Here is a 25,258-nt window from a genome sequence, read left to right as displayed (position 1 = left end):
GCGACGACGTGAAATGATGGTTTGACGTTAATTATTTGATTGGCAGTTTAGTCGTATTTTTGACTTCTTCCATGACGGCATAGGTATGAGTTTCGCGTACGCCGCGTAACTGTAAGAGCGTCTTGCCCAGTAGATCACGATAGGCATCCATGTCTTTGACACGAGCCTTGACCAAGTAATCAAAGCCGCCAGCCACCATATGGCATTCCAACACTTCAGGGATATCTTGGATACTTCTCGAGAATTCTTCAAAGACGTCGGAGGTCGTGCGATCGAGTACGACTTCAATAAAGACCAAGAGCGAGACATCGAGCAGTTTGGGATTGAGATGTGCGCTGTAATGCATGATATAGCCCGCTTCTTGCAAGCGTTTAACGCGCTCTAAGCAAGCGGCTGGGGATAGGTTAACCTTGGTGGAAAGGTCGATATTACTCATCCGTCCATCGTTCTGAAGTTCGGTGAGAATCCTTTTATTCACTTTATCGAGCATGAGGTGCTTCTCATCTAAATTTAATTTGGTAGAAAGTATTTTGGTCAAATTAAATTCAAATATAAGCGCATATTTACAGAATTAATATAGGGGTTTCGTCTCTAGAATCTTAAGCATATTTCATCATCCCCTTGCGTTCCTCCGCGCACTTGAGTTCCCGACCATGCCCCAGCCAGATCCTCAGCCCTCACAGCCCTTATCCTCTGATTTTTCAGAGCTCTTTTCCTCCCTGCAATCTGATATTCAAGCCGCACCGAGTAGCCTGCAGCAGGCAATTACCGCTGCCTATCGCATGCCTGAAGCCGAAGCGGTTCAGGCATTACTTGCACAAGAGCAGATCAGTGATCCCACTCGGATTGATAGTCAGATTTTGGCGAAAAGACTGGTGCTGGCCGTGCGACAGGCGCGGGTGCATGCGTCAGGGATTGATGCGCTCATGCATCAGTTTGCCTTGTCATCCGAGGGCGGCATTGCACTGATGTGTTTGGCAGAGTCGCTGCTGCGTATTCCTGATCAGCGCACGGTAGACCGTCTAATCGCGGATAAGATCGGACCGGCGGATTGGGAGCAGTATCTGGGGCGATCCTCGTCGATGTTTGTCAATGCCGCGACTTGGGGGCTGTTAGTCACAGGCAAGATTGTGCGCACACCTTCCGCACAGACGTTGAAGACGGTACTGACCCAAGCGGTTGCCCGCTGGGGTGCTCCCTTGATTCGCAGCGGGGTTGCCATGGCGATCCGGATGCTGGGCAATCAGTTTGTACTGGGGCAAACCATTGAGGAGGCTTTGCACAATAGCCAAGCACAAGAGGAGCGGGGTTATCGCTATTCTTACGACATGCTGGGTGAGTCCGCGTTAACAAAAGAGGATGCCACTCACTATTTTGCCGCCTATGAGGAAGCCATTCATGCCATCGGTCAAGCCTCGCAAGGACGTGGCATACAGCAGGGGGCGGGGATTTCGGTCAAGCTCTCGGCACTGCATCCGCGTTACAGCCGAGCAAAGCATGAGCGGGTCATGGCGGAGTTGTTGCCGCGTTTATTGCAATTGCTGCGATTGGCCAAAAGTTATGACATTGGTCTGAACATTGATGCCGAAGAAGCAGATCGTTTGGAGCTGTCGCTGGCGATGATGGAGAAGATCGCTTTTGATCAGTCGCTCGCGGGTTATGCTGGTGTGGGCTTTGTGGTGCAGGCCTATCAGAAGCGCTGTCCCTATGTGATTGACTACTTAGTGGATCTCGCTAAACGTAGTGGACGGAAAATGATGATCCGTCTGGTGAAAGGGGCGTATTGGGATGCCGAGATCAAACGGGCACAGGTCGATGGGTTGTCCGGCTATCCGGTGTTTACTCGTAAAGTGCATACTGACGTGTCCTATCTCGTCTGTGCTCAGAAGCTCTTGGATGCCAGTCATCTAATTTATCCCCAGTTTGCCACCCATAATGCCCATACCGTTGCCACCATTTATCAGTGGGCGAAGGCGCAGGGTGTTGAGGATTATGAGTTTCAATGCCTGCATGGCATGGGAGAAACGCTTTATGATCAAGTCGTCGGTAGCGATCATCTTGATCGACCATGTCGTATTTATGCGCCAGTCGGATCGCATCGCACGCTATTGGCATATCTGGTGCGCCGCTTATTGGAAAATGGCGCGAACTCCTCTTTTGTCAATCAAATCGTCGATGAGCAGATTCCGGTAGCCGATTTAATCGCAGATCCTTTTAATGAGGCTCGCTTATTGAATGGTCAACCGCATCCGCAGATCGTATTGCCCAAGGCGCTCTATGCACCGGCACGAAAAAACTCTGCGGGGCTGGATTTGAGCAATGAGCAGGTCTTGCGTGATCTTGCAGGTCATGCCGCAAGTTGGGCGAGTCAATCATGGCAGGCATTCCCGACTCTGAACAATGAACTCAAGCACAACGAACAGCCTATCTATAACCCAGCGGATCGTCGTGATGTGGTGGGACGTGTGGTTGATGCAACGCTTTTCGATGTTGAGCAAGCACTAACGATTGCGGAGCAGGCAAAAGCCGACTGGTCGCAGCAAGCGCCGAAAAGTCGTGCTGCATGGCTGGAACGCGCGGCGGATTTGTTTGAGCAGCATCGTCTTGAGCTCTGTACGCTGGCGATTCGTGAAGCGGGCAAAACGTGGGCCAATGCAGTGGGTGAAGTGCGAGAGGCGGTTGATTTCTTGCGCTATTACGCCGCACAAACGCGGTTTGAGGCGGAAACGGATGCACAGGCTTTGGGGCTGGTGGTTTGTATCAGTCCATGGAACTTTCCGTTGGCGATCTTTGTCGGGCAGGTCAGTGCGGCACTGGCCGCAGGCAATGTGGTCTTAGCAAAACCTGCTGAACAAACGCCACTCATGGCTGCTCGTGCGGTGTCTTTGCTGCATGAGGCTGGCATTCCTGCGCATGCATTACAGTTGCTACCGGGGCGCGGTGAAACCATTGGAGCGGCCTTGGTCGCAGACGCACGGGTCGATGGCGTGGTCTTTACTGGATCGACACAAGTGGCACAGATGATTCATCACACCCTGATTCAGCGTGCCGTGCAGGAAGGACGCGATATTCCGCTCATTGCTGAGACCGGTGGGCAGAACGCCATGGTCGTTGACTCCAGTGCATTGCTTGAGCAAGTAGTGCAGGATGTGTTGGTATCCGCTTTTGACAGCGCGGGTCAGCGTTGTTCGGCGCTGCGGGTTTTATGCTTACAGCAGGACATCGCCGATCAGACCATAGCGATGCTAAAAGGGGCGATGCAAGAGTTACAAATCGGTCGTCCTGATCAATGGGCTGTGGATATTGGTCCTGTGATAGATGCCGATGCACAGCGTGATTTATTGGACTATATCGAATCACAGCGTGCAGTGGGTAAAGTTGTGACGCAGCAGGATTTACCAGAATCGTGTCAGCACGGTTTTTTCATCGCACCGACCTTGATTGAGATTGATACGATTGCTGAACTTAAGCGTGAGGTCTTTGGCCCAGTCCTGCATATCTGGCGTTATGAGCGGGATCAATTGCCTGATGTAGTTCAAGCGGTTAATGCGAGTGGTTTTGGTCTGACCATGGGTGTGCATTCGCGGATTGATCAAACGATACAGGATGTGGTGCAGCATGCCCATGTTGGGAATATCTATATCAATCGCAGTATCGTAGGTGCAGTGGTTGGGGTACAACCCTTTGGCGGAGAAGGGAAGTCCGGGACAGGACCTAAAGCGGGTGGGCCGTTGTATCTCAAACGCTTGCAGCGGACGAGTGCGGCTGAGGTGTGTACACATCATGCCACCGTAATCAAAGATCAAAGCGTTGTAGAACGGAATGTCTTGAGTGATCTAGCGCAATGGGTCAGGACTCAAGACTCGGTATTATTCGATTTTATCGCCGCCTATCAGCGCACGAGTCTACTCGGCACATCTTTCGGGCTGGTGAGCCCGACCGGGGAGCAAAACACCTTATCTTTTGTTCCGCGCGGCGGCATACTCTGTCATGCCACAACATTGCCTACCCTGATCAACCAGTTGCTTGCCGTGTTGCTCACGGGCAATACCCCCGTGCTGGATGTGACAGCCCAAGCCGTATTGCCTAAAGCATTACCGCCATCACTTCAGGGCATCATTCAATCGGAATCGGATCATTCCGCGATCATTGGGCTGATCTTAAGTGATACCCCGCTCACGTCGTCGCTTGCAGAGACAATGCTTCGCATATCCGAGCAAACAGGTCATCTTCTCTCATATCAACTCACGACGGCCTATAACCCCATCCCACTGTGGCGTCTTATGATCGAGCGGGCGCTGTGTGTCAACACCACGGCTGTCGGGGGCAATGCCAGCCTCATGATGTTGCAGGCTGACACTGCTCAGAATGGGTGAGGTTTTTATGCCGAGACTAACGGGATATAGCCATCGAGCTGCTTAAAGCGTTCGACCCATGCCTGCACATGTGGATAGTCCTCCAGAGAGACTTTGCCTTCATGAACCAGCGAGATATAGGGAAAGCACGCGACATCAGCAATGGTTGGGCGCTCAAGTTCGAGCCATTGACGTGTCGCGAGATGGTCATTGATGATCTTTAGGATAGCATGGGTGCGTTTGGTGGCGGCATCGATATCGATGGTGCTGGGCTGTTTGCGCCAGTAGCCGCGCACTTGTGTTGGACCATGGGTGATTTCATTGGCAGCGACCGATAGCCATTGCACGATCTTGGCGAGTTCTAAAGCATCAGTAGGCAGTAACCAAGCCGGATCAGCATAGTGCTGGGCAAGATAAACCAAGATCGCTTGTGAGTCGCGCACCACCACCTCACCATCCACCCAGAGTGGCACTTGTCCGAGTGGATTAATCTGTAAATACGCCGCACTTTTATGATAACCCGTGCTGAAATCCAGTACCGCCGGCTCAAAAGACACCCTCAAAAAAGACAATAACAAACGCACTTTATAACTGTGTCCAGACAGCGGGGTGTAGTAGAGCTTGGGCATGATCATTCCTTGTTGAGATCAGTTTTGAGGAGGGTAGACGAGTGTTCTAGCTGATTCTAATGGCAGTATGGCATGCATTTTAGAGCAAAATTGTTGTCTGTTTTATGACGGATATGCATATCGTTATCATGATCTGCTGCATATTTTATAACTATAAACCCTTTACTATCATGCAACTGCATCGATCATTAAATGATCTCGATGAAAGCAGTTGACAATACTTAAAATTAATTGGAATATATATTCCATATATTAACTCCATTGATCAAGCAGACTCCATAATGGCTCGTCGTACCCAAGCACAACTGGCGGAAACAAGGCAGGCATTGATTGCATCTGGCAAGCAGTTGTTTTCGGACAAAGGTTTTGCGCGCACCCAAGTTGCCGAAATCGCCCAGAATGCAGGCGTGGGAATGAGTGCATTTTATGGTCAGTTTGAGGACAAGAGTCAGCTCTTTCTGCATATCATCAATGAGGTCTTTACCGAACTGCACAGTGGCGTCATGCAAGTGCGTCGCGGTGTGAATTTGCAAATGCCACTGGAATCCATCATGGCTACGCAGCAGATCTATGTCCTGATTTTTGAAACGCTGATGAAGCACAAGGAGATCACCTTATCGGTATTTCGCTCTGGCTTCTCAGCAATTCCCGGACTTGAGGTGCTGTACTGGCAGATCTGCGATGCGGTGGCTGCGGCGCTGAGTCAGGATTATCAACATGCGGAAAGTGCAGGCTTACTGAAGATCGGCAGTCATCGCGATATGTCCGATGCCATGATCGGGATGGTCCAGCATCTGGGCTATCGCATGGTGTTGCAAGGCACGCCAACACCGATTGAGGCCGCAAAAATGTGCACGCAATACACAATTGGGAGTTTGATCATGAGCATCCCCAAAGACAAGTTGCAACACCTCATGCCGCTCTGGGCGGCCATCCCAGCAGATGTCATCTGAGCTGAAGGCATTCCGCCATCGCGAGAGATTAACCAGTGAGTACCATCATGCAAACTACAACGCCAAGAAAGAAGCCAGCAGCAAGAAAGTCCGCTCCTGCAAAATCAGTGTCGCCCACAGAGGTTCTGGAAGTCGCAGTGATTGGGACTGGATTTTCTGGGCTGGGGATGGGGATTCGCCTGAAAAAAGCAGGCATTACCAACTTTAAGATTTTTGAAAAAGCCAGTGAGGTCGGTGGCACTTGGCGGGATAACACCTATCCGGGCTGTGCTTGTGATGTGAAGTCAGCGCTGTATTCCTACTCTTTTGAGCCTTCTGCTGAGTGGTCCAATGCCTATGCCAACCAGGGCGAGATTTTTAGCTATATCCGCTTTTGTGCAGAAAAATATGGGATGTACCCGCATATTCAATTTAACTCTAAAGTCGTGAGCGGCAAGTTTGATGCAACTGCTGGAGAGTGGGAGTTGACACTGGATGGCGGCGAAATCATCCGCGCTAAGAATGTGGTTGCTGCACCGGGCCCCTTTGCTGAGCCGTCTGTTGCCAAGATTGATGGCATCAATGATTTTAAAGGTATCAAAATCCATACCGCGCGCTGGGATCATAGTGTTGATCTCACCGGTAAACGCGTGGCGTTGATTGGCACTGGCGCGACCGGTGTACAAGTTGGTCCTGCGATTGCACCGAAAGTTGCGCATTTAACCGTGTTTCAGCGGACCCCAAACTGGATCATGCCGCGACCGAATCGCGACCGAACAGATGCCGAAAAACAAGAAAGCCGTGAAAATCCCCTTAAGATGAGAGTCGATCGTCTGAAAAACTACTGGATCAATGAAGCCACGGCTCCGTTCCTGATCTTGAAGTACGATGCCTTCAAATCCTTTCCTGCAAAGATGTCGCATAGTTATCTTGAGCGCAAAGTGAAAGACCCCGTACTGCGTGAAAAGCTGACCCCCAAATACAAGTTTGGCTGTAAGCGTGTCTTGGTCTCGAGTGACTGGTACCCAACCCTGCAACGCGACAATGTGACACTGGAAGATCATGGTATCAAACGCATTACCGAGACAGGTATTGAGACGGTGGATGGCAAGCACTATGAATTGGATGTGATCATCTTTGCAACCGGCTATGAGGTTCGTAGTACGGGTGCCCCGTTTGAAGTCCGCGGCTTAAACAATGAGTCTTTGGGTGAACGCTGGAAAGATGGTGCTGAAGCGTTTGACGGTATCACCACGCATGGCTTTCCAAATCTATATTTCCTGGTTGGTCCTTTTACGGGTCCCGGTCATACTTCGGTGATTGCATACTCCGAAGCGCAGATTGATTATGTCTGGCAGGCGATTGAGCTACGCCGTGCCCGTCAACTGAAATACATCACGGTCAAAGCGGAAGTCGAAGCTGAGTTTGTCAAAATCATGGACCAGCGCAGTGAACACACGGTATGGAAATCAGGCTGTGCAAGCTGGTACTTAAGCCCGAATGGTCGCAACAACACACTGTATCCCGGCTTCAATGCGGAATACCGCATGCGTATCCTGCGTTTTAACCCATCCAGTTATACACTGGTGGGTCAAGATGGTCAGCCTGTCAAAGCGACCTTCAAGGATCACTTGAGTACGGTTCGGATGGCTCTCACCGCGTAAGTATTATTCCGTATTGTTGGCAAAAAAGCCGTCACTTAACTGAGGCGGCTTTTTCGTTTGTTGAGCGTTCTTGCTTATGTTATGTTTGTGACACGCATGACATTTAAAAAGTGAGTCACCGTCGATGATTGAGTTGAACCATTGGTTTATTTTTATCGGCGCAGCCTTGATCATGGCGATTACGCCAGGACCTAATCTGATCTATTTGCTTTCGCGCTCCATCTGTCAGGGGCGCAATGCTGCGATTGTTTCACTATTTGGTGTGGTAACGGCGTTCTTGGTGCATATGTTTGCCGCAGCCATTGGTTTGACTGCGTTATTCTTGACGATTCCAATCGCTTATATCATCTTGAAGTGGTTAGGGGCGGGGTATCTGCTGTGGCTGGCTTGGCAAGCGATGAGGCCAAATGCCAAGTCCCCCTTTGAGGCGCGTGAATTAGCCCCAGATTCGCGTCCCAAGTTATGGCTCATGGGCTTTATGACCAGTTTCTTAAATCCTAAAATTGCGATTTTCTATCTATCCATCTTGCCGCAATTTATTTCCCCGCAGCACGGCTCGGTCTTTGCGCAAAGTCTGACGCTGGGATTTACCCAAATTGTGGTGAGTTTTATGGTCAATTTGACTGTGATCCTGACTGCGGCTGGTCTTGCGCGCTGGTTTGCTTTAAACCCACTGTGGCTCCTGATCCAGCGTTATGTGATGGGAATTGTGTTGTTGGGATTGGCATTACGCTTGCTGATCGAACAGCGTAAAATGGCTTAATTCTTTCTTCCATCTTTTCGAGTGTTTTTATGGCCAAAGCCATCGTCCGTCATATCTTGGTCAAGGATCGAGTCTTGTGTGAGCAGCTTAAAACCCGGATTGCCGCCGGAGAGGACTTTGCTAAGCTCGCCAAGCAGCATTCGACCTGTACCTCAGCCAAGCGCGGCGGGGAGCTCGGGGAAATCAGCAAAGGGCAATTGGTCCGTCCGATTGATCAAGTGGTCTTCACCAAGGCGGAGCATGTGGTTCATGGTCCGGTCAAAAGTCAGTTTGGCTTTCATCTGGTTGAGATCAAATTCCGCTATTAGACTTTAGTCGTAGATACCGTGATTCGTTGACCACCTAGGCCAAAAAATCAGGTATTCTTTTACAATAAGACTGATATTCATATGCAATTTATGCGAAAAGTCACGGCATAATTCAGCTTCTTATTTGTCCAATCCTCGATTTGGTTTTTCATGAAATCAAAGCGCAGGAATGGTTTCTCAAGCGATCATACTGGTTGCGCATCTAGACCGAATACCACATTGAGAAATGTGTTCGAATCAGGATTCTGGTTCTATGAATGATTTAACCAATAAAAATGGAATGATATCGCGTCAAGGAGTGAGTTATGGCGAGCGGCAAGAAATTTTATAAATCACTCTATGTACAAGTGATCTTTGCGATTTGTCTGGGTGTATTACTCGGTCACTTCGTGCCTGAGACTGGCGCTGCGATGAAGCCGCTCGGTGATGGCTTTATTAAACTGATCAAGATGCTGATCGCACCGATCATCTTCTGTACCGTGGTCCTCGGCATCGCGGGTATGGAGGATATGAAAAAGGTCGGGAAGACAGGCGGTCTTGCGCTATTGTACTTCGAGCTCATGAGTACACTGGCACTGGTCGTGGGTCTGGTGATGATCAATGTGATCAAACCCGGCGAGGGCATGAATATCAACGTCGCCCTGTTGGATACGCATGGGATTGCCGCCTATACCGATCCGCACAAGATGCAGACCACCACCGACTTCTTTATGAATATCATCCCCAGCACCATGGTCGATGCCTTTGCTAAGGGTGAGATTCTGCAAGTTTTGCTGATTGCGATTTTGTTTGGCTTCTCTTTGCAGCATCTGGGTGGGCGTCACAATCCGATTTTTGAACTGATTGAGAGCTTTTCCAAGATTCTCTTTTCTATTGTTACCGTGATCATGAAGCTGGCTCCAATAGGTGCTTTTGGTGCCATGGCGTTTACCATCGGTAAGTACGGTATAGGCTCCCTGTTGCCCTTGATGAAGCTGATGGGCACCTTCTACATCACCTGTCTATTATTCATCTTTGTGATCTTAGGCATTGTGGCGCGGGCACATGGTTTTAGTATTTTGCGCTTTGTGAACTATATTAAAGAAGAGTTGTTGATCGTACTCGGTACTTCGTCCTCAGAGTCGGTGCTGCCACGTATGATGATTAAGATGGAGAAACTGGGCGCACAGAAATCCGTAGTCGGTTTGGTGATCCCTACCGGTTATTCCTTTAACTTAGATGGCACGGCTATCTATCTGACCATGGCCGCCGTATTTATCGCGCAGGCAACCAATACGCCGATGACGATCTTGCAGCAAGTGACTTTGCTTGCGGTGTTGTTGCTGACCTCTAAAGGGGCGGCAGGCGTGACAGGTAGCGGCTTTATTGTGTTGGCCGCGACGCTATCAGCAGTAGGCGGTGTACCTGTGGCGGGTCTAGCCATTATCTTGGGCATTGATCGTTTTATGTCTGAAGGCCGTGCATTGACCAATACCATTGGCAATGGTGTGGCGACCTTAGTGGTTGCTAAGTGGGCCAAGGAGCTGGATCATGATCAACTCGATAAAGAGCTGAAGCACCCGACGGGGATTGATGCGATTTGATTTAAGTCGAGTGCAAATACAAAAAAGAGCGATTTATCGCTCTTTTTTATGGCCTGAGCCTTTGATCTCTGCTTTTGAAATATATAGGTCTCATTATCCTGTTATTATGTGGTTTTATCCGTTTGGATCAATTGCATTGATTCTCGATTGCACACGATATCGCCAAAACATGAGTTGTAGTCATCATGGCAACTGTAAGGTGGGTCGGATATATCCAGAGGTATGGCATGACTATGCCTGTGAGTGATAAACCTGCTCAGGACCTCTAGCTTTTGATTCTATGTCGTCGCTGTGTCATCAATCTGCAACGTTTATATTTGTAACGATCAATATATAAAATATTGACGGAGCTGCATCCTTGGCATAGAGTGACGCTATTCTGTGATGATCATTATAAAAATGATCTTCTTCATCTGTTCTTTCTTTTCTAATTCTTGTGCGGTTGGAGATTCTTGTGACGACACCTCAACATGGCGCCGAATTGGCGATTCCTACGGATGGCGGCATTGCCATTGATGCACCGCCTAAAGCAACTTTAAAATCTTGGTTTGCGCTGTTGTCTGTGGCAATAGGCGCATTTGCACTGGTGACCAGTGAGTTTTTGCCCGTGGGTTTGCTATCAGGTGTGGCAGCAGATTTACATGTTTCAGTAGGGACAGCGGGTCTGATGGTCACGGCGCCGGGGATTATTGCGGCATTTGCAGCACCTTTAGTCACTGTCTCTGTAGGTAAGTTGGATCGTCGTATTTTACTGTGTTTACTGACGTTGCTCATGGTAATAGCCAATCTCGTTTCTGCGTTTGCACCTAACTTTACGGTTTTGGTGATTGGGCGGTTATTACTGGGGATCGGGATTGGTGGTTTCTGGGCCACGGCGATTGCGCTCAGTGGTCGGCTGGCACCAGCAGGCGTATCCATGGGACGCGCATCTTCGATCATCTTTACTGGTGTGACCATGGCTACGGTGTTTGGTGTACCACTGGGAACATGGATCGGTGATATTTTTGGCTGGCGGGCGACTTTTGGTATTACGGGTCTTTTGGGCGCGATTGTCCTGCTTGGTCAATTATTTATGCTGCCATCGCTGCCTGCGACATCCGCCGTACGTCTTATCGATCTTCCTCATGTGTTTCGTCATAAATATGCACGTGTCGGTTTGCTCGGCATAGTTTTCTTGGTGACCGCGCATTTTGCGGCATATACCTATGTCACGCCGTTTTTCAAAGTCATTTCAGGTTTTCATGCTGAGTTGATCAGTACATTGTTGCTGGTTTACGGTCTAGCTGGCGTGGTGGGTAATATCTTGGCAGGCATCGCGGCATCGCGTGATATCCGCAAAACCTTCATGATGGTCGTGCTGCTTATGGGCGCAGCGATGATGATCTTCCCGTTATTTGGCGTAACCACACTTGGTGCGGTGTTAACGATCGCGCTCTGGGGCTTGGCTTTTGGCGGATTACCGGTTTGTGCCAACATGTGGATGTTTGCCGCAGCCCCTGAGGCGATGGAAAGTGGTGCGGCGATTGTCGTGTCAACTTTCCAAGTCGGGATTGCTGTGGGTTCTTTGCTTGGTGGCGGCGTAGTTGACCATCTCAATATTCCCAGTGTGATGTGGATGGGTGGAGCCTTTGCGATCCTTGCATTAGTGACTTTAGCATCCTTTGGTCGTGGTTTGCCAAAGACTGTCGAAGCCCAGCCTGTCGCATCGCATTAAGTGAGTGATTGTTTATGCCGCATTTAACGCTTGAATATACAGATAACTTAACGGATGTTAATGTGAGAGATGCATTGAACCGCCTCAATCTCTCACTCATCGAGTCGGGTCTATTTGACGAAGTCGATATCAAGAGTCGTGCTATCCCACTTTCGATATTTCAAGTGGGTGCGGCATCGGAAGCTCGTGCTTTTGTGCATGTCAGGCTTTCGATTTTAAAAGGTCGAACGCTGGAGGTTCAGCAGGCGCTATCGCAGCGGCTGCTAAATGAGCTGAATCGTATTTTTGTTGGATATCATGCTGCGCATCTGCAACTGTGCGTCGAGATTACTGAGATTGCAACAGAGTCATATGCTAAAGCGGTGATCAATCCACATCTGCGTTAACCTATTATCAGGATGGCTCAACTGCACAGCAATTATTCATCAAGACCTGAAAAGCACCGCGTATTGGTTCCCCAATCGCGGTGTTTTCTGTTAGTGTGTCGCTCATCATTTCCCGATCTAGATCCTGATCTCCGAGCTTGCTATGACTCAACCTTATTGGATTGCCCCCTCAATTTTGTCTGCTGATTTTGCGCGTTTAGGCGAAGATGTCGAGCGTGTTTTGACGGCGGGTGCTGACGTGGTGCATTTTGATGTGATGGACAATCACTATGTGCCGAATCTGACCTTTGGTTCGATGATCTGTACCGCACTACGAAGCTACGGGATCACCGCACCGATTGATGTGCATTTGATGGTTGAACCTGTAGACCGCATGATTGAGTATTTTCTAGAGGCTGGTGCCAGCATTATCACCTTCCATCCTGAGGCTTCCCATCATATTGATCGTTCGTTGCAGTTGATCAAATCCGGCGGTGCTAAAGCGGGTTTGGTGTTTAACCCAGCAACGCCACTGCATTATCTTGATTATGTGATGGATAAGGTTGATCAAGTGCTCTTAATGAGCGTGAACCCTGGTTTTGGTGGGCAAAGCTTTATTCCAGGCACGCTGGATAAGTTACGTCTCGCCCGACAAAAAATCGAGCAAAGTGGTCGCACCGATATTCGTCTGGAAGTCGATGGCGGCGTGAATGTTAAAAACATTCGTGCGATTGCTGAAGCGGGTGCGGACATGTTTGTGGCAGGCTCAGCGATCTTTAATCAGCCTGATTATAAAACTGTGATTGATGCCATGCGTGCTGAACTGGCGCTGGTGGGTACACCTAAAGCCGATTAATGCGGAGTCTTACTCTAGCCAAGCTGCACAGCATTTCTTGAACTTCTGACCCGACCCACAAGGACACGGGTCATTGCGGCCCATTTTGAGCGCTGCTGTAGGGTCCAGAAAATACCAACGCTCCGCAATTTTGACAAAGCCTGATTGCTCGCGATGTGTCACCGCTCTTGCTGCGGCATCTGGCGCTTTGTCATCAGCCCAACGCGCAGTGAAAGTGACCGTCGCATGGCGTTTATCGGTAAGCGCGGTGTGATTTTCAACGCTCAAACCCAGCCACGTACTGCGGGTTGACCACGCTTCAATCCCCGCACGGTCAATTAAAGACTGCTGTGCGGGCAGCGTTGTCGCGACTAAGTAATCAATGAGTCCCAGTGCATAAGCACTATAGCGTGATCGCATTAAGCGCTCTGCATCTGGGGCAGGTGTGCCCGCATGATAGACGCCGCAGCAGTGACTAAGCAGATGATTAGGATTACATGGGCAGGTCAGCATAGTGATGAGCGATCAGTTGTGAAAAATGAGATGGCATCGATCTAGAGCCATTTCATGATTAACTCTTGAATAATGGGTGCAATCGAGACGACTAATAATAACGCCATCGTGACATTAAAAATGCGCTGTTGATGCGGTTTTTGCAAAAGATGCTTCAGACTGGCCCCTAAGAATAACCAGCATGCCGTACAAGGTGGCCCCACCAGTAAAAATACCAAGGCTATAATCATCGCCTGCACAATCATGTCGTGACTCAGTGAGGTATACGCCGCGATGGCACCGAGCGCCATAATCCAGCCTTTGGGATTGACCCACTGAAAGAAAAACGCCTGCCAGAATCCCATCGGTTTGCCACGACTAATGGCAAAATCCTTTGGCTTGGAAGTCGCAATCATCCACGCCAGATATAGCATGTATAGCACCCCGAGCACCTTGATGATTTCGTGCAGGATGGGGAAGCGTTCAAAGATAGTGCCGAGACCAATGCCGATCATAATGATCATCACGGGGAAGCCAAAGGCGATGCCCAGCAGATGCGGCAAGCTACGCTTGACCCCGTGATTGAGTCCAGAGCTTAAAATTAGCATGTTGTTTGGGCCGGGAGTGATACTGGTCGAGAAGGCGAACAGCACCATAGCCAGATAAATCTCAGTCATGTCAGGATCAGGAATTTTTACCAAATAGACAACGGATTATGCCTGTGGAGAAGACTTTTAGCATAGAAATTTCTTATAAATATCGGCGAAATCATTCTTGCAGTGGGCATCTCATCATTTTGCCATCCGATACTTCATGAGATTCTCTAGTGCAATACCATAACCCCAGCTTTGCCAAAATTAAACAATGTCGTTCGACCAGATCACGGTCTGGATGCAATCCCCGTGTTATGGTTGCATCATGTTGATCAAAAATGTGGACTGATTCATGGTATTGACCAAAAACACCATCTGGGCGAGTGGTTTGCTCGTGGCGATGGCGAGCGTGCAGGTTTATGCAGACCCAGAATTTAATACCTGTCTTGGGCAACTCAGCAGCGCTGCGAAGGCCGCAGGGGTTTCCAGTGAGACCTATAGCCGCTATACCGAAGGTTTAGAGCCTGACCTGAGTGTGATTGAGAAGCTTAATTATCAGCCCGAGTTTAGTACGCCAATCTGGGATTATTTGTCTGGTTTGGTCGATGATGAGCGCGTGGCGCAAGGCCAAAAGATGCTCGGCAAATATGCCGATGTGCTTAAGAAAGTACAATCGACCTATGGTGTTGATCCTGCGACCGTGGTTGCGGTCTGGGGTGTGGAAAGTAATTATGGTGATATTTCAGGTAAATACCCCCTAGTGCAGGCACTCGGCACATTGAGTTGTTATGGGCGACGTCAGGTTTATTTTCGCTCCGAATTTTTTTCCGCACTGCGAATTTTGCAATCCGGCAGTATTTCTGCGGATCGCCTCAAAGGCTCTTGGGCCGGTGCGTTTGGACATACTCAGTTTATGCCCTCTACCTTTGAACGCATTGCGGTCGATTTTGATGGCGATGGACGCCGTGATCTGATTGACAGCGTGCCTGATGCGCTGGCTTCGACTGCGAATTTCTTGAAAAAAGCGGGTTGGCAAACGGGGCAGTCATGGGGTTTTGAAGTGAAAGTCCCGGCTGGCTTTAGTGCGGATGGGGAAGGTCGGCGTAATAAGCGTGCGCTTTCCACGTGGTCTGATCGTGGTTTCACGCGTGTCGATGGTTCACCACTGGTGCAAGGTGGTCTCAGTGACTCATCCTCTGCAGGTCTCATGTCCCCCGCAGGGATTAATGGTCCGACGTTTCTAGTGTTTAAAAACTTTGATGCGATTTATGGTTATAACGCGGCAGAGAGCTATGGTCTGGCGATTGCACATCTGTCAGATCGTCTGCGCGGCGGTGCGCCCTTTGTTACGCCATGGCCTACGGACGATGCGGGTACTTCAAGAGCGGAGCGTCGAGAGATTCAAAGTTTGCTACTGGCCAAAGGCTACGACATTGGCGCGCCTGATGGCATGATCGGAGATAAAACCCGCGAAGCGATTCGCACTGAGCAGCAGCGTCTTGGGTTGACCATGAATGGTCGCGGTGGGCAAAAGATATTGCAGGCGCTGCGTGCTGAGCAGAAGGTGGTTCCGGCACAGCCTCAACAACCCGCTTCGTAGTCAAAATACACAATAGAAAAAGAGTCCTCCGAGGGCTCTTTTTTTGGTCGATGGTGATATGTAGATAAAAGAATATATTCATTTTTAGAATATCAGGAACCAGATAGGTGAAAGAATCCTATAAAGATGAATAAAACATGTATATCTCATGTCTTATTTGTGTATATATGTAAATATTTATGTTTTTGTCGTGAGAGTATGTGAAGAAATGTTGTTAAATGCGAGCTGACTAATTGGTAAGGTTTTTCATCCACTTGGGTGATTTTTGTTCCATGTTAGGCTGCTTTATTCGTTTATAAAATTTTCTTTCAAGAAGGATATTCAATTGTCTCGTCATTTTATGCTCGCGCTCAGTGTGGCGCTGTTGACTGGGTGTGGCGGAGGAGGAGGCGGCTCAAGTCCAGCTCCTGCTCCTGCACAACCTCCAGTGGCGCCTCCTGTTGTAACACCCTCTGCGGCTCTGACTTTTACACCATCCACAGCGAGCGCGAGTTATAAAACAGGGACCTCTATCCCGTTAAGTATTCGTGCCATCATTAATAATAGTGATCTGCAAAATACGACGGATCCTGTATATGTCTATGTGGTCGATAGTAATCAAGTACTGACTTCGGCCGTTGATATCTCTGATGTCAGTGGGAAAAACGCCACGCTCACCTTACATACCTCGGCAAGTAAGCCTAAAGGCCATTATCAAGGTACATTTCAGATTCAACTGTGTAAAGACGCACGTTGCTCGCAGTCTTATTCAGGTTCACCCGTACCACTCCCTTATGATCTGACTGTGACAGATGACAGTGGTGTTGCGCCGCCAGTCACACCACCTGTTACTCCACCAGTTACGCCACCTGTGACCCCGCCTGGATCATCGACCCCTGTTTCCTTTTCGCCAGCAACACTCACAACAAACTACAAGACGGGTTCCACAGCGACCCTTTCGGTACAAGCCACAGTCAATAATCTCGATCTGTTGCAAAGTGGGTCTTTGTATGTGCTAGTAGTTGATCCGACAAAGCTACTGACAGGAACCGTGAATATTGCACCGATTGATGCAACGCATTTTTCGGTATCAGTTTATACCTCGCCTACGACACCTAAAGGTCGTTATCAGGGCACATTTCAGATCCAATTATGCAAGGATGAGAAATGTAGCCAGAGCTTTGCGGGATCACCAGTGTCGTTACCGTATGATTTTACAGTTACGGAAGATGTTGCCCCTCTGGGGGTTGCAGCGGTTAGTACGACAACCGGTTCAATGTATAAAGGCTCTGCTGCACCAACGGATGTCCAAATCGCTGTAACAGGTGCCAAGCTTGAGTGGTCAGCTTCTACGAATGTCAGTTGGTTAAGCTTGGTCAATACGTCAGGTGTGGGTGATGGTAATTTCACGGTTCACTACAACCCTAGCGCACTGACTGTTGGTGCATACACGGGTAAAGTAACTGTTAATACCAAAGATGGACAAAGTGCTGCAGTCAACTTTACGCTTCAAGTATTACAGCCTCAGTTTGCTTTACTATCTGGTGTACCAACATTTACATCAGTCAATGGTGCATCTATTGCAGCTCAGCCTTTTAGTTTTGAGATAAATAGCAAAGCGTCAGTGGCTTGGAGTGCTGCTTCTTCGGCACCATGGATGATCGTAACACCACTGAGTGGTTCATCAACACCCGCAAAAATCACTTTGCAGCCTGACCCAAGCAAGGGCAAACTCGCCAGTGGTGCTTATGCAGCTAATGTGACATTGTCATCATCGGGTATTCCAGATCAGACGGTTACCAGCAAATTGACCCTGACCAAGCCAGTTTTATCTGCGGCAACCAATACTCTAACGTTGGGTGGCGTAAAAGGCCGTGATTTTGCTAAGCAATCGTTGCGCGTGAGTTTAAATACGGGTAAACAGAGCTGGCCTTGGACTATGTCAGCATTGCCTACAGGTGTGACTAGTTCGCAAGTTGCAGGCTTGGTGAATCAAGATGGAGTGTTACTTGACTTCACAGTTGATCCAACCAAAGTGACTGTTGGATCAAAAAGTTATACTGTTAACATCACCGCTCAAGTGAATGGCGATACTATCGTATACCCGATCACACTGAACCTGAACGTAGATCAACGTAAGTTGTTGATGTCAGATTGGGGGATTGCATTTACGAGTAAACCAAATCTGTCGACCCTAACACGAACGCTTCAAGTGCGGGATAATTATGCGGGTGATATACCATGGACGGCCACCTCAGACAGTAGCTGGTTAACTGTGACTTCGAGTGGCTCTACGGGTTCGAGTTCAAATGTTACTTTTACAGCAAACCCTGCATCTTTACCTTTAAATACTATTAGCTATGCCAAAGTGACTTTGTCTTCCTCACTTACAGGTGTGGTACCCGCAGTAGTGCGTGTCGGATTGTGGAAAGATAATAATGGTGTTGTAAGCACACAATCCACGCCCGTGCCAGCAAGTATTGACAATCAGGGTGTTATGCTGTTTGTACAAGCAGATAAGATTCGCCCTTATATCTACTTTAATAATGGTGGACCAACGATCGATGTCTATAATGTGTATACAGCCCAGAAAGTTCGTTCGATTAATGTCGGTTTGAAGTCGGGCATGATGGCGGTTTCTCAGGATGGTAGCAGGCTATATGTTAATGATCGTAGTAATGGTGAAATATCGACTGTCGACCTTGATCTGTCTATTAAAATTAATCATTGGAAACTCATTAGTACTTCGCGTATCTACGATATACAGACTGCTAGAGTAAATGGTGTGGATCTCGTTTTTCTGAACGACGGTGCTGCGTATTCTGAACAAGGTAAACAGGTCTTTGGGGTGAATAGTCTTATCAAGTCAGATTATGGAAAGCTTGCCATATCAACAGATGGTCGTAGCTTTTATTATAAAGCAGAGTCTGGATATCGTAATGGTCCAATCTATGGAGTTACTGCTTATAACTTGGATTATTCTAGTATTGCAGGCGGTTTTATAATGATGGAAAAGAGGGCTGCAACTGATGCGAGTGATAATGATTATGGGTATGGTAATCTCAGTCTAAGTCCTGACGGTGCGTATTTGTTTAGCGATGAGTATTGCAAAGCGCTCACTACTCAGGATATGAAGCTCGTCGCTGGTTTTGCTGGTCCTGGGATGCGCTATTCAGGAACGCGTGTTGCCATTGCATCCGAAGGACGGGTTATTTGTTCGGGTGAAGATCAAATTACATACTATCCCAACACTCCAACGTATCATTACGGGTTTTTGGTTATCAACGGCGTTAATAAGGTAGGAGGTTCTGCATTTATTTCATGGGGAAGTGATGCGACTGAGAGAGCTTTTAAGCTCGTCACTTCTGCTGATGGATTGATCGTCATTGGTTTAGTGTCCAAATCATCTAATTTTGATATTGTTGATGAAGACTTGAGGTTTGTTTCGATTGGTGCACCTTGATTTAATGTTTCCTGCTAGAGTTTAATTAGTGCGTGATAACTTTGAATCGCCGCCTATCGCATAGGCGGCGGTTTTCTTTTAGGGCTTATCTTGCCTTAATTTGGTGCGTTTTCCACTTCTGCGTATATCTGCATCTAAAATCATTATTTACCATTCGGTAAATAATTATCCATAATTCAAACACAATCCATTGACGAGACCTTTCATTTTGAAAGGTCTTTGTTTTTTATCCGCCTTTTTTTAGAAAGATTGTCATCATGAAATTGAATTTACTCGCTGCAACGATCATCTCGTTGCTTGCGGCTCAAATCGCTGCAGCTCAAGAGGCCAGCGATGCACAACCATCCAAACCAAAGGATGATCAACCTGTAGAGCAAGTCGTGGTCACCGGATCAAACATTCGCGGTGTACAAAAAGAGGGCGCTAGCGCCGTGCAAGTGATTACTGCCAAGCAAATCAAAGCCAGCGGTAAAACCAATTTGCCAGATATCTTGCGCTCAATCTCAGCCAATAGTGGCAATAGCTTCAATGAACAATATACGGGAAGTTTTTCCGCTGGAACCGCAGGAGTATCACTGCGTGGTCTAGGACAGAAGAACACTCTGATTCTGCTGGATGGCAAACGCTTGGCGAACTATGCCACCGCGCAGGATCTGCAGGATACCTTTGTTGATATCAACTCCCTGCCTTTGGCGGCAGTTGAGCGGATTGAAGTCTTAAAAGACGGTGCATCAGCCGTCTATGGTTCGGACGCTGTCGCAGGTGTCGTCAACATTATCCTCAAGAAAAACTTTCAAGGAGTAGAACTGGGCGGAAGCCTCGGTCATTCGGGCGGCGGCACAGGTCAGGATGAGCGTAACTATCAGTTCCTTGCGGGGAAAGGGGATCTGAATAAAGATGGCTATAACATCTTCTTCTCGCTGGATGGTCAGATTCGTGAGGAACTGGATGCAACCGATGTCGGCTATTTGCGGGATAGTGATTTTCGCAGCAAAGCAGGTGGACGTCTGAACTGGACGCCGACCAATTACTACAACAACGATCCGACACAAGGCTTTAGCAAGGCCGTAGGCCCTGTACAGCGTGTGCCTTGGGGTGAAATTTCACCGGGTAAAAAAGGCGATGTTTGGGCGTATAACCCGGCTCAATACGACACCTTAATGCCGAGCATTAATCGCTACCATGCTTTGCTGCGCGGTACATTGCAAATCAATGACCAACTGCAAGCCTACAGTGAATTACTTTATAGCCACAGTACAGCAAGCTTCATCTTTGGCGGTCCACTGTCGATTGGTAGCTCACTACAAGCATGGGATAATGCCAATCAGCGCCTGACCAAGATTGATACGACACTACCCGTGGGCAATCCCGCCAATCCGAATGCGGTACCGACCCCCGTTTCGACCAACCTCTGGAGCTTGGGTATCCGTAATAAGACTGACAGTACGGAGTTCAGCCGTGAAGTCATTGGACTCAAAGGCAGCTTTAATACGTGGGATTGGGATCTATCTGCACTCCATTCCGAAAGTCGTCTACAAGAGACGGTGACCAATTTTGGTAATCGCTATGCTTTCCAGCAATTGCTTGCCAATGGTGGCTATGACTTTACGACAATCAATAATCCAGCCAGCGCCGTGAATGCGTTGAGTCTGTCGACGTTACGCCCTGCGGTATCGAAGTTGAATGTCATTGATGCCACCATTGCAGGCCCCTTGTGGACGTTGCCGGCTGGAGATATTGGCTTTGCGGCAGGTTATCAGTTCCGCAATGAGTCGTTAAATTCACAAACTTCAACTGCAGTGCTGTCAGGTACCGAACTGCGTCCAGCGATTGATATTATTGACGGTTCACGTAATGTTTCAGCGTTGTTTGCTGAATTCAAAGTCCCTGTTTTATCGACTCTGGAGGCCAATGTCGCAGGTCGTTTGGATCATTACAGTGACTTCGGCACCGCGTTCTCACCAAAATTCAGTTTGCGCTATCAGCCGACCAACTGGTTACTGCTGCGCGGTACAGCGTCACGTGGATTCCGGGCGCCATCCCTACCAGAGATTACCAACAGCAGCGCGATCAGCTATACCTCGGTCAAAGATCCCTATGATCCCATTACCCCAAATCAGGTCCGTAGCATCACTGGCGTTTATGCGGCAAATCCGAAGCTGGATCCCGAACGCTCCAAGAACTATAACCTAGGTATCGTTCTCTCACCTGCGGTCAATACCAGTATTGCGTTGGACTACTATCGCATTAGTCAGACGGGCATTATTGGGCCTGATGATCTGAACTATATCGTGCAGAATCCGGCGCTCTATCCGGGTCGTGTAGTGCGTGATCCACAAGGCCGTATCTTGACCATCAGTAATCAATATCAGAATCAAAGTGCACGCACGACTTCTGGGTTGGATCTGGATGTGCGTCAAGTTTTCCCCGCTGGCGATCTGGGCAAGTTCACTTTAAGAGGTGGCTGGTCTTATCTGCTTAACTTCAAGCAACCGCAAGTTGCGGGGCAAAGTTCGGTTGATGGCAGTGGCAGCAATACCTTTGGTGCTTTGCCAAAGTGGCGTGGAACAACAGAGCTGACTTGGGATTATCGTGATATCTCAAGCACTTTGGGTTGGTATTACACCGGTAGCTATAAGATTGATGATAACTTACGTGAGGATGACTATCCCACACGCGTTGCGGGTAATAGTACTTTTGACTTAAGTGTGTCCTATACCGGGATCAAGAATACAACCTTGAAACTCGCAGCGCAGAATATCCTGAATCAGAAACCTTCTTGGGATCCAAGCACGCCCTATTACGATATTTCGTTATACGACCCTCGTGGACGTTTCATCACACTGGGTGCGAGCTATAAGTTCTAATTGACGATAGGCTGTGATTTGGCGGAGAACCTTATTTCTTCGCCAAAGCGCGTGCGCCTTCTAGAATCATGCGAATCATCGCAATAGTCTCTGACATGCGTGCTTCTTGCTCAGCCGGTGGTAGATCCATGGCAACTGAAGCCATGGTGAAGACCAGACGGGTAATCGCACGTGCGGCAAGCGCGGGCTGATACATGGTATTGCCATTGGCCTGATCAATGCGGATTAAGTCCTGCTGTAACTCATCTTCAAAGAACACCAACTGACGTTCAACCGCTTCTTTAAACTCCGCAGACCCTGCTTTTCCTTCGCGCAGCAGAATCGGCAAGTAGCCATCCCCACTGTGCAGTTGATCCATAAAAATCCCAATCGAGATCTGCACGATGCTCGGCTCTAGCGATTTGTGCTGACGTGCTTCACTGAAAACCTTACGCAAAGAACTACCCGCAAGCTCAATCAATGCGATGGCGAGTTCATCCATATCACGAAAATGACGATAAAAACTATTGGGGGCAATGCCAGCTTCTCGAGCGACTTCGCGCAGACTGATGGTCGAAATGCTGCGATGCGGCCCGACTAGCTTGAGGGCAGCCGCGATCAATTCATCACTAGTAATCACGGCCTTACGGCCTTGCGGCACGCGCGGCAGAGTCGTCGGAGTGGCCAATAACGCTGTCGAAGGATCAGTCGCTACGGGTGTAGGTGTCAGCATAAATGCCTACGGTTGAGTCATGGAGATGTCACATTATAAACATAAAATAAACAAATTAGTTTACGATTGTCTATACATGTGTATAATAATTGGTAATCGCATGAGGATTAATAAAATTGAATCAACAGATAATTCCAAAATCAAGTCAGAACATCCAACACAGCTCATTGCTTCAATCCGTTGTTGAGTCTGTTTTTTCGCCTACTACCTTTGATTTTTGGGCGAGTCATATAAATGCGGCGTGGTCATGGCAGCGCCCGTTGGCGCGGATTGTCGCAAAAGAAACAGCGGCAAAAGACGCCATCACACTGACTCTAAAACCTAATCGCCATGTCCAGTCTTTTTTGGCAGGACAACACGTCAATATCGTGGCTGAGATCAATGGCATACGGTTGAGTCGCAGTTATAGCCCAAGTTTTATCCCGAATCAGAACGGTGTATTCACCATCACCGTCAAGCGCATGGCGGGTGGTAAGGTGAGTAACTGGTTGATTGATCAGGCGAGCGTTGGTGATGTCATTGAGGTGGGCGATGCATTTGGAGCTATGACTCTCTCTGACCAACAGTTGAAACACACTTTTTTGGCCGCGGGTAGTGGCATTACCCCGTTTATCAGTCTGGTGCGTCACTGGGTAGCGCAAGGTGCTGTGGGGTCGCTGACTTTAATCTATTGGGCGCAGACACGTGATGAACTGTGCAATGCCATGGAGTTCAACCAACTGGCTGAGGCATATCCCAATTTTCGTGTTCACTATGCATTGACCCAAGAAGATCGTGTTCAACCTCATGAACTGAATGAACGTATTAATGCGGAATTATTCGCAAGTCTGGTCAGCGATCTGGATGAACAGATCGTCTATGCCTGTGGCCCTGCGGGATTTGTGGAACTGGCACGAGAGTTGACCGAAGCACAGGCGCATGGCTTTTATGGTGAGGCATTTAGCTTGCCATTGCTGGCAGAGACGGACGGTGCACGGATCAATGTTCAGTTAACGAAGAGCAATCGTACAGTCAGTGTTCCTGTGGGTCAGCCACTACTGGCTGCACTAGAGGCACAAGGGTTAAAACCAGCCTCAGGTTGCCGCATGGGCATTTGTAACACCTGTGCCTGTATCAAACACGCCGGGACTACCGAGCATGTCCTGACTAAAGATCGTCATAGCGAAGCGGGAGACAGTGTGCGAATTTGCGTCAGCAGCGCGCGTTCTGACCTCACGCTGGATTTGTAAGACACAGCGATGAACTATTACAACATTTGAACCATAAAATTAGGCGAAGAGCGAATCCATTATGTCATTAAGCAGAAATTTAAGTGAAGACGAGCTAGTCCAATTCGCCGCAGAGATTGACGCTCTGCGTGCGCGCACGCTGGCGGATCTGGGCGAGAAAGATGCCAAATATATCCGTCGGATTGTAAAGGCGGTGCGTTATAGCAACGCGGCAGGTCGTGCGCTGCTGATGGCCAGCTTCTTCCCACCCGCATGGGTTGCAGGTACGGCAGTGCTGGGTGTGTCGAAGATCCTTGAGAATATGGAGCTTGGGCATAACGTCATGCATGGTCAATATGACTGGATGGGTGATCCAACGCTGAATGGCAAAACCTATGAGTGGGATATTGTTGGCACCAGTGATCATTGGCGTAAAACCCATAACTATATGCACCATACCTACACCAATATCAAAGGGGTAGACGATGATGTTGGCTATGGCGTGCTACGCTTGTTTCCTGAGCAGCGCTGGAAGCCGTTCTTTTTGGGTCAACCAGTCTATGCCGTGATCTTTGCTTTGTTGTTTCAATGGGGCGTAGCGATTCAGGAACTGCGTTTAGGGTTACTGTTTAACGGCAAGAAATCGATGAAAGATTTTAAAGTCGAGTTTGAACCGACCAAACAAAAGATGATTCGCCAACTGCTTAAAGACTATGTGGTATTTCCTGTGTTGGCAGGACCCATGTTTTTACCCGTCTTCGCAGGTAATTTTGTGGCCAATGGCATTCGCAATGTCTGGACCTTCTCCATCATTTTCTGTGGTCACTTCACTCAGGATGTCGAGATTTTTTCAAAAAGTGTGCTGAAGAATGAAAGCCGTGGACACTGGTATATGCGTCAGATTCGGGGGTCATCCAACCTCACGGGCGGTAAGATCTTTAACATTATGTCGGGTAATCTGAGTCACCAGATTGAGCATCATTTGTTCCCTGATATCCCCGCATGGCGCTATGAGTCGTTGTCGGTTGAGATTAAAGACATCTGTAAGCGCTATGATCAGCACTACAATGAAGGATCGTTTATCAGTCAGTATGCTCAAGTGGGCTGGCGTATTCTGCGTCATGCCTTCCCATCCAAAGTAAAGCGTGTAGGACTCTTTCCGAATATGACAGCGGCCTAAGCCTGAGCGTCATTGC

At 48.6% G+C, this 25,258-nt stretch carries 19 protein-coding genes; 14 read left to right on the top strand and 5 right to left on the bottom strand.

The window, feature by feature from the left end; all coding sequences use genetic code 11:
• Positions 1-31: 31 nt before the first annotated feature.
• Entirely contained in the window at positions 32-490 is a 459-nt protein-coding gene (locus HYN46_RS15810) for an Lrp/AsnC ligand binding domain-containing protein (protein WP_114900285.1), read from the bottom strand.
• A 163-nt stretch (positions 491-653) separates the two neighbouring features.
• On the opposite strand from HYN46_RS15810, the gene putA reads away from it, so the two are divergent.
• Positions 654-4,376 carry a bifunctional proline dehydrogenase/L-glutamate gamma-semialdehyde dehydrogenase PutA gene (gene putA, locus HYN46_RS15805; protein ID WP_114900284.1) on the top strand — a complete coding sequence of 1,241 codons (3,723 nt, stop codon included), beginning with the start codon at positions 654-656 and terminating at the stop codon, positions 4,374-4,376.
• Between the two features lie 5 nt (positions 4,377-4,381).
• Here putA and HYN46_RS15800 read toward each other — a convergent pair whose 3' ends face one another.
• On the bottom strand, positions 4,382-4,984 hold the full coding sequence (locus HYN46_RS15800; RefSeq protein ID WP_114900283.1) for a glutathione S-transferase family protein: 603 nt from the start codon (positions 4,982-4,984) through the stop codon (positions 4,382-4,384).
• A 281-nt stretch (positions 4,985-5,265) separates the two neighbouring features.
• On the opposite strand from HYN46_RS15800, the gene HYN46_RS15795 reads away from it, so the two are divergent.
• The 8 genes from HYN46_RS15795 (at position 5,266) to rpe (ending at position 13,169) form a co-directional block, all read left to right on the top strand.
• The gene (locus tag HYN46_RS15795; protein ID WP_114900282.1) at positions 5,266-5,937 is read left to right on the top strand and encodes a TetR/AcrR family transcriptional regulator; all 672 of its coding nucleotides are present in this window, start codon (positions 5,266-5,268) and stop codon (positions 5,935-5,937) included.
• Positions 5,938-5,984: 47 nt separating this feature from the next.
• Entirely contained in the window at positions 5,985-7,580 is a 1,596-nt protein-coding gene (locus tag HYN46_RS15790) for a flavin-containing monooxygenase (protein WP_114900281.1), read from the top strand.
• 124 nt (positions 7,581-7,704) lie between these two features.
• Positions 7,705-8,343 (top strand): LysE family translocator, encoded by a 639-nt coding sequence (locus HYN46_RS15785; RefSeq protein ID WP_114900280.1) that lies wholly within the window; start codon positions 7,705-7,707, stop codon positions 8,341-8,343.
• A gap of 29 nt (positions 8,344-8,372) precedes the next feature.
• Positions 8,373-8,651, top strand: a complete 279-nt coding sequence (locus tag HYN46_RS15780) for a peptidylprolyl isomerase (RefSeq protein ID WP_114900279.1) — start codon at positions 8,373-8,375, stop codon at positions 8,649-8,651.
• Between the two features lie 305 nt (positions 8,652-8,956).
• On the top strand, positions 8,957-10,234 hold the full coding sequence (locus tag HYN46_RS15775) for a dicarboxylate/amino acid:cation symporter (protein WP_114900278.1): 1,278 nt from the start codon (positions 8,957-8,959) through the stop codon (positions 10,232-10,234).
• Between the two features lie 505 nt (positions 10,235-10,739).
• Positions 10,740-11,948, top strand: a complete 1,209-nt coding sequence (locus HYN46_RS15770; RefSeq protein WP_228254950.1) for an MFS transporter — start codon at positions 10,740-10,742, stop codon at positions 11,946-11,948.
• A gap of 14 nt (positions 11,949-11,962) precedes the next feature.
• Positions 11,963-12,334 carry a 5-carboxymethyl-2-hydroxymuconate Delta-isomerase gene (locus HYN46_RS15765; RefSeq protein WP_114900277.1) on the top strand — a complete coding sequence of 124 codons (372 nt, stop codon included), beginning with the start codon at positions 11,963-11,965 and terminating at the stop codon, positions 12,332-12,334.
• Between the two features lie 142 nt (positions 12,335-12,476).
• Positions 12,477-13,169, top strand: coding sequence for a ribulose-phosphate 3-epimerase (rpe, locus tag HYN46_RS15760; RefSeq protein WP_114900276.1), 693 nt, complete (start codon positions 12,477-12,479; stop codon positions 13,167-13,169).
• Positions 13,170-13,178: 9 nt separating this feature from the next.
• Here rpe and HYN46_RS15755 read toward each other — a convergent pair whose 3' ends face one another.
• Together HYN46_RS15755 and HYN46_RS15750 are read right to left on the bottom strand one after the other, a co-directional pair.
• Positions 13,179-13,661, bottom strand: coding sequence for a YchJ family protein (locus tag HYN46_RS15755; protein ID WP_228254832.1), 483 nt, complete (start codon positions 13,659-13,661; stop codon positions 13,179-13,181).
• 41 nt (positions 13,662-13,702) lie between these two features.
• Positions 13,703-14,317 carry a LysE family translocator gene (locus HYN46_RS15750; protein WP_114900274.1) on the bottom strand — a complete coding sequence of 205 codons (615 nt, stop codon included), beginning with the start codon at positions 14,315-14,317 and terminating at the stop codon, positions 13,703-13,705.
• Positions 14,318-14,585: 268 nt separating this feature from the next.
• Here HYN46_RS15750 and HYN46_RS15745 point away from each other — a divergent pair, with 268 nt between their 5' ends.
• The 3 genes from HYN46_RS15745 to HYN46_RS15735 all read left to right on the top strand — a co-directional run bounded on the left by HYN46_RS15745 (position 14,586) and on the right by HYN46_RS15735 (position 22,142).
• On the top strand, positions 14,586-15,833 hold the full coding sequence (locus HYN46_RS15745; RefSeq protein WP_114900273.1) for a lytic murein transglycosylase: 1,248 nt from the start codon (positions 14,586-14,588) through the stop codon (positions 15,831-15,833).
• Between the two features lie 325 nt (positions 15,834-16,158).
• Positions 16,159-19,275 (top strand): BACON domain-containing protein, encoded by a 3,117-nt coding sequence (locus HYN46_RS15740; RefSeq protein ID WP_162818264.1) that lies wholly within the window; start codon positions 16,159-16,161, stop codon positions 19,273-19,275.
• Between the two features lie 257 nt (positions 19,276-19,532).
• Positions 19,533-22,142, top strand: coding sequence for a TonB-dependent receptor (locus HYN46_RS15735; RefSeq protein ID WP_114900271.1), 2,610 nt, complete (start codon positions 19,533-19,535; stop codon positions 22,140-22,142).
• Positions 22,143-22,173: 31 nt separating this feature from the next.
• Here HYN46_RS15735 and fabR read toward each other — a convergent pair whose 3' ends face one another.
• Positions 22,174-22,854, bottom strand: coding sequence for an HTH-type transcriptional repressor FabR (fabR, locus tag HYN46_RS15730; RefSeq protein WP_114900270.1), 681 nt, complete (start codon positions 22,852-22,854; stop codon positions 22,174-22,176).
• A gap of 116 nt (positions 22,855-22,970) precedes the next feature.
• Here fabR and HYN46_RS15725 point away from each other — a divergent pair, with 116 nt between their 5' ends.
• Both HYN46_RS15725 and HYN46_RS15720 read left to right on the top strand, forming a co-directional pair.
• Positions 22,971-24,083: a ferredoxin reductase gene (locus HYN46_RS15725; RefSeq protein ID WP_114900269.1), complete on the top strand. Its 1,113-nt coding sequence runs from the start codon at positions 22,971-22,973 to the stop codon at positions 24,081-24,083.
• A gap of 61 nt (positions 24,084-24,144) precedes the next feature.
• Positions 24,145-25,242, top strand: coding sequence for a fatty acid desaturase family protein (locus HYN46_RS15720; RefSeq protein WP_114900268.1), 1,098 nt, complete (start codon positions 24,145-24,147; stop codon positions 25,240-25,242).
• The last annotated feature ends 16 nt before the right edge of the window (positions 25,243-25,258 follow it).

Origin of the sequence: Aquirhabdus parva, from assembly GCF_003351745.1 — a bacterium.
Taxonomy (GTDB): Bacteria; Pseudomonadota; Gammaproteobacteria; order Pseudomonadales; family Moraxellaceae; genus Aquirhabdus; species Aquirhabdus parva.
Note: the sequence above shows the minus strand (reverse complement) of the source record. Positions and strands in the feature narration are given on the sequence as shown.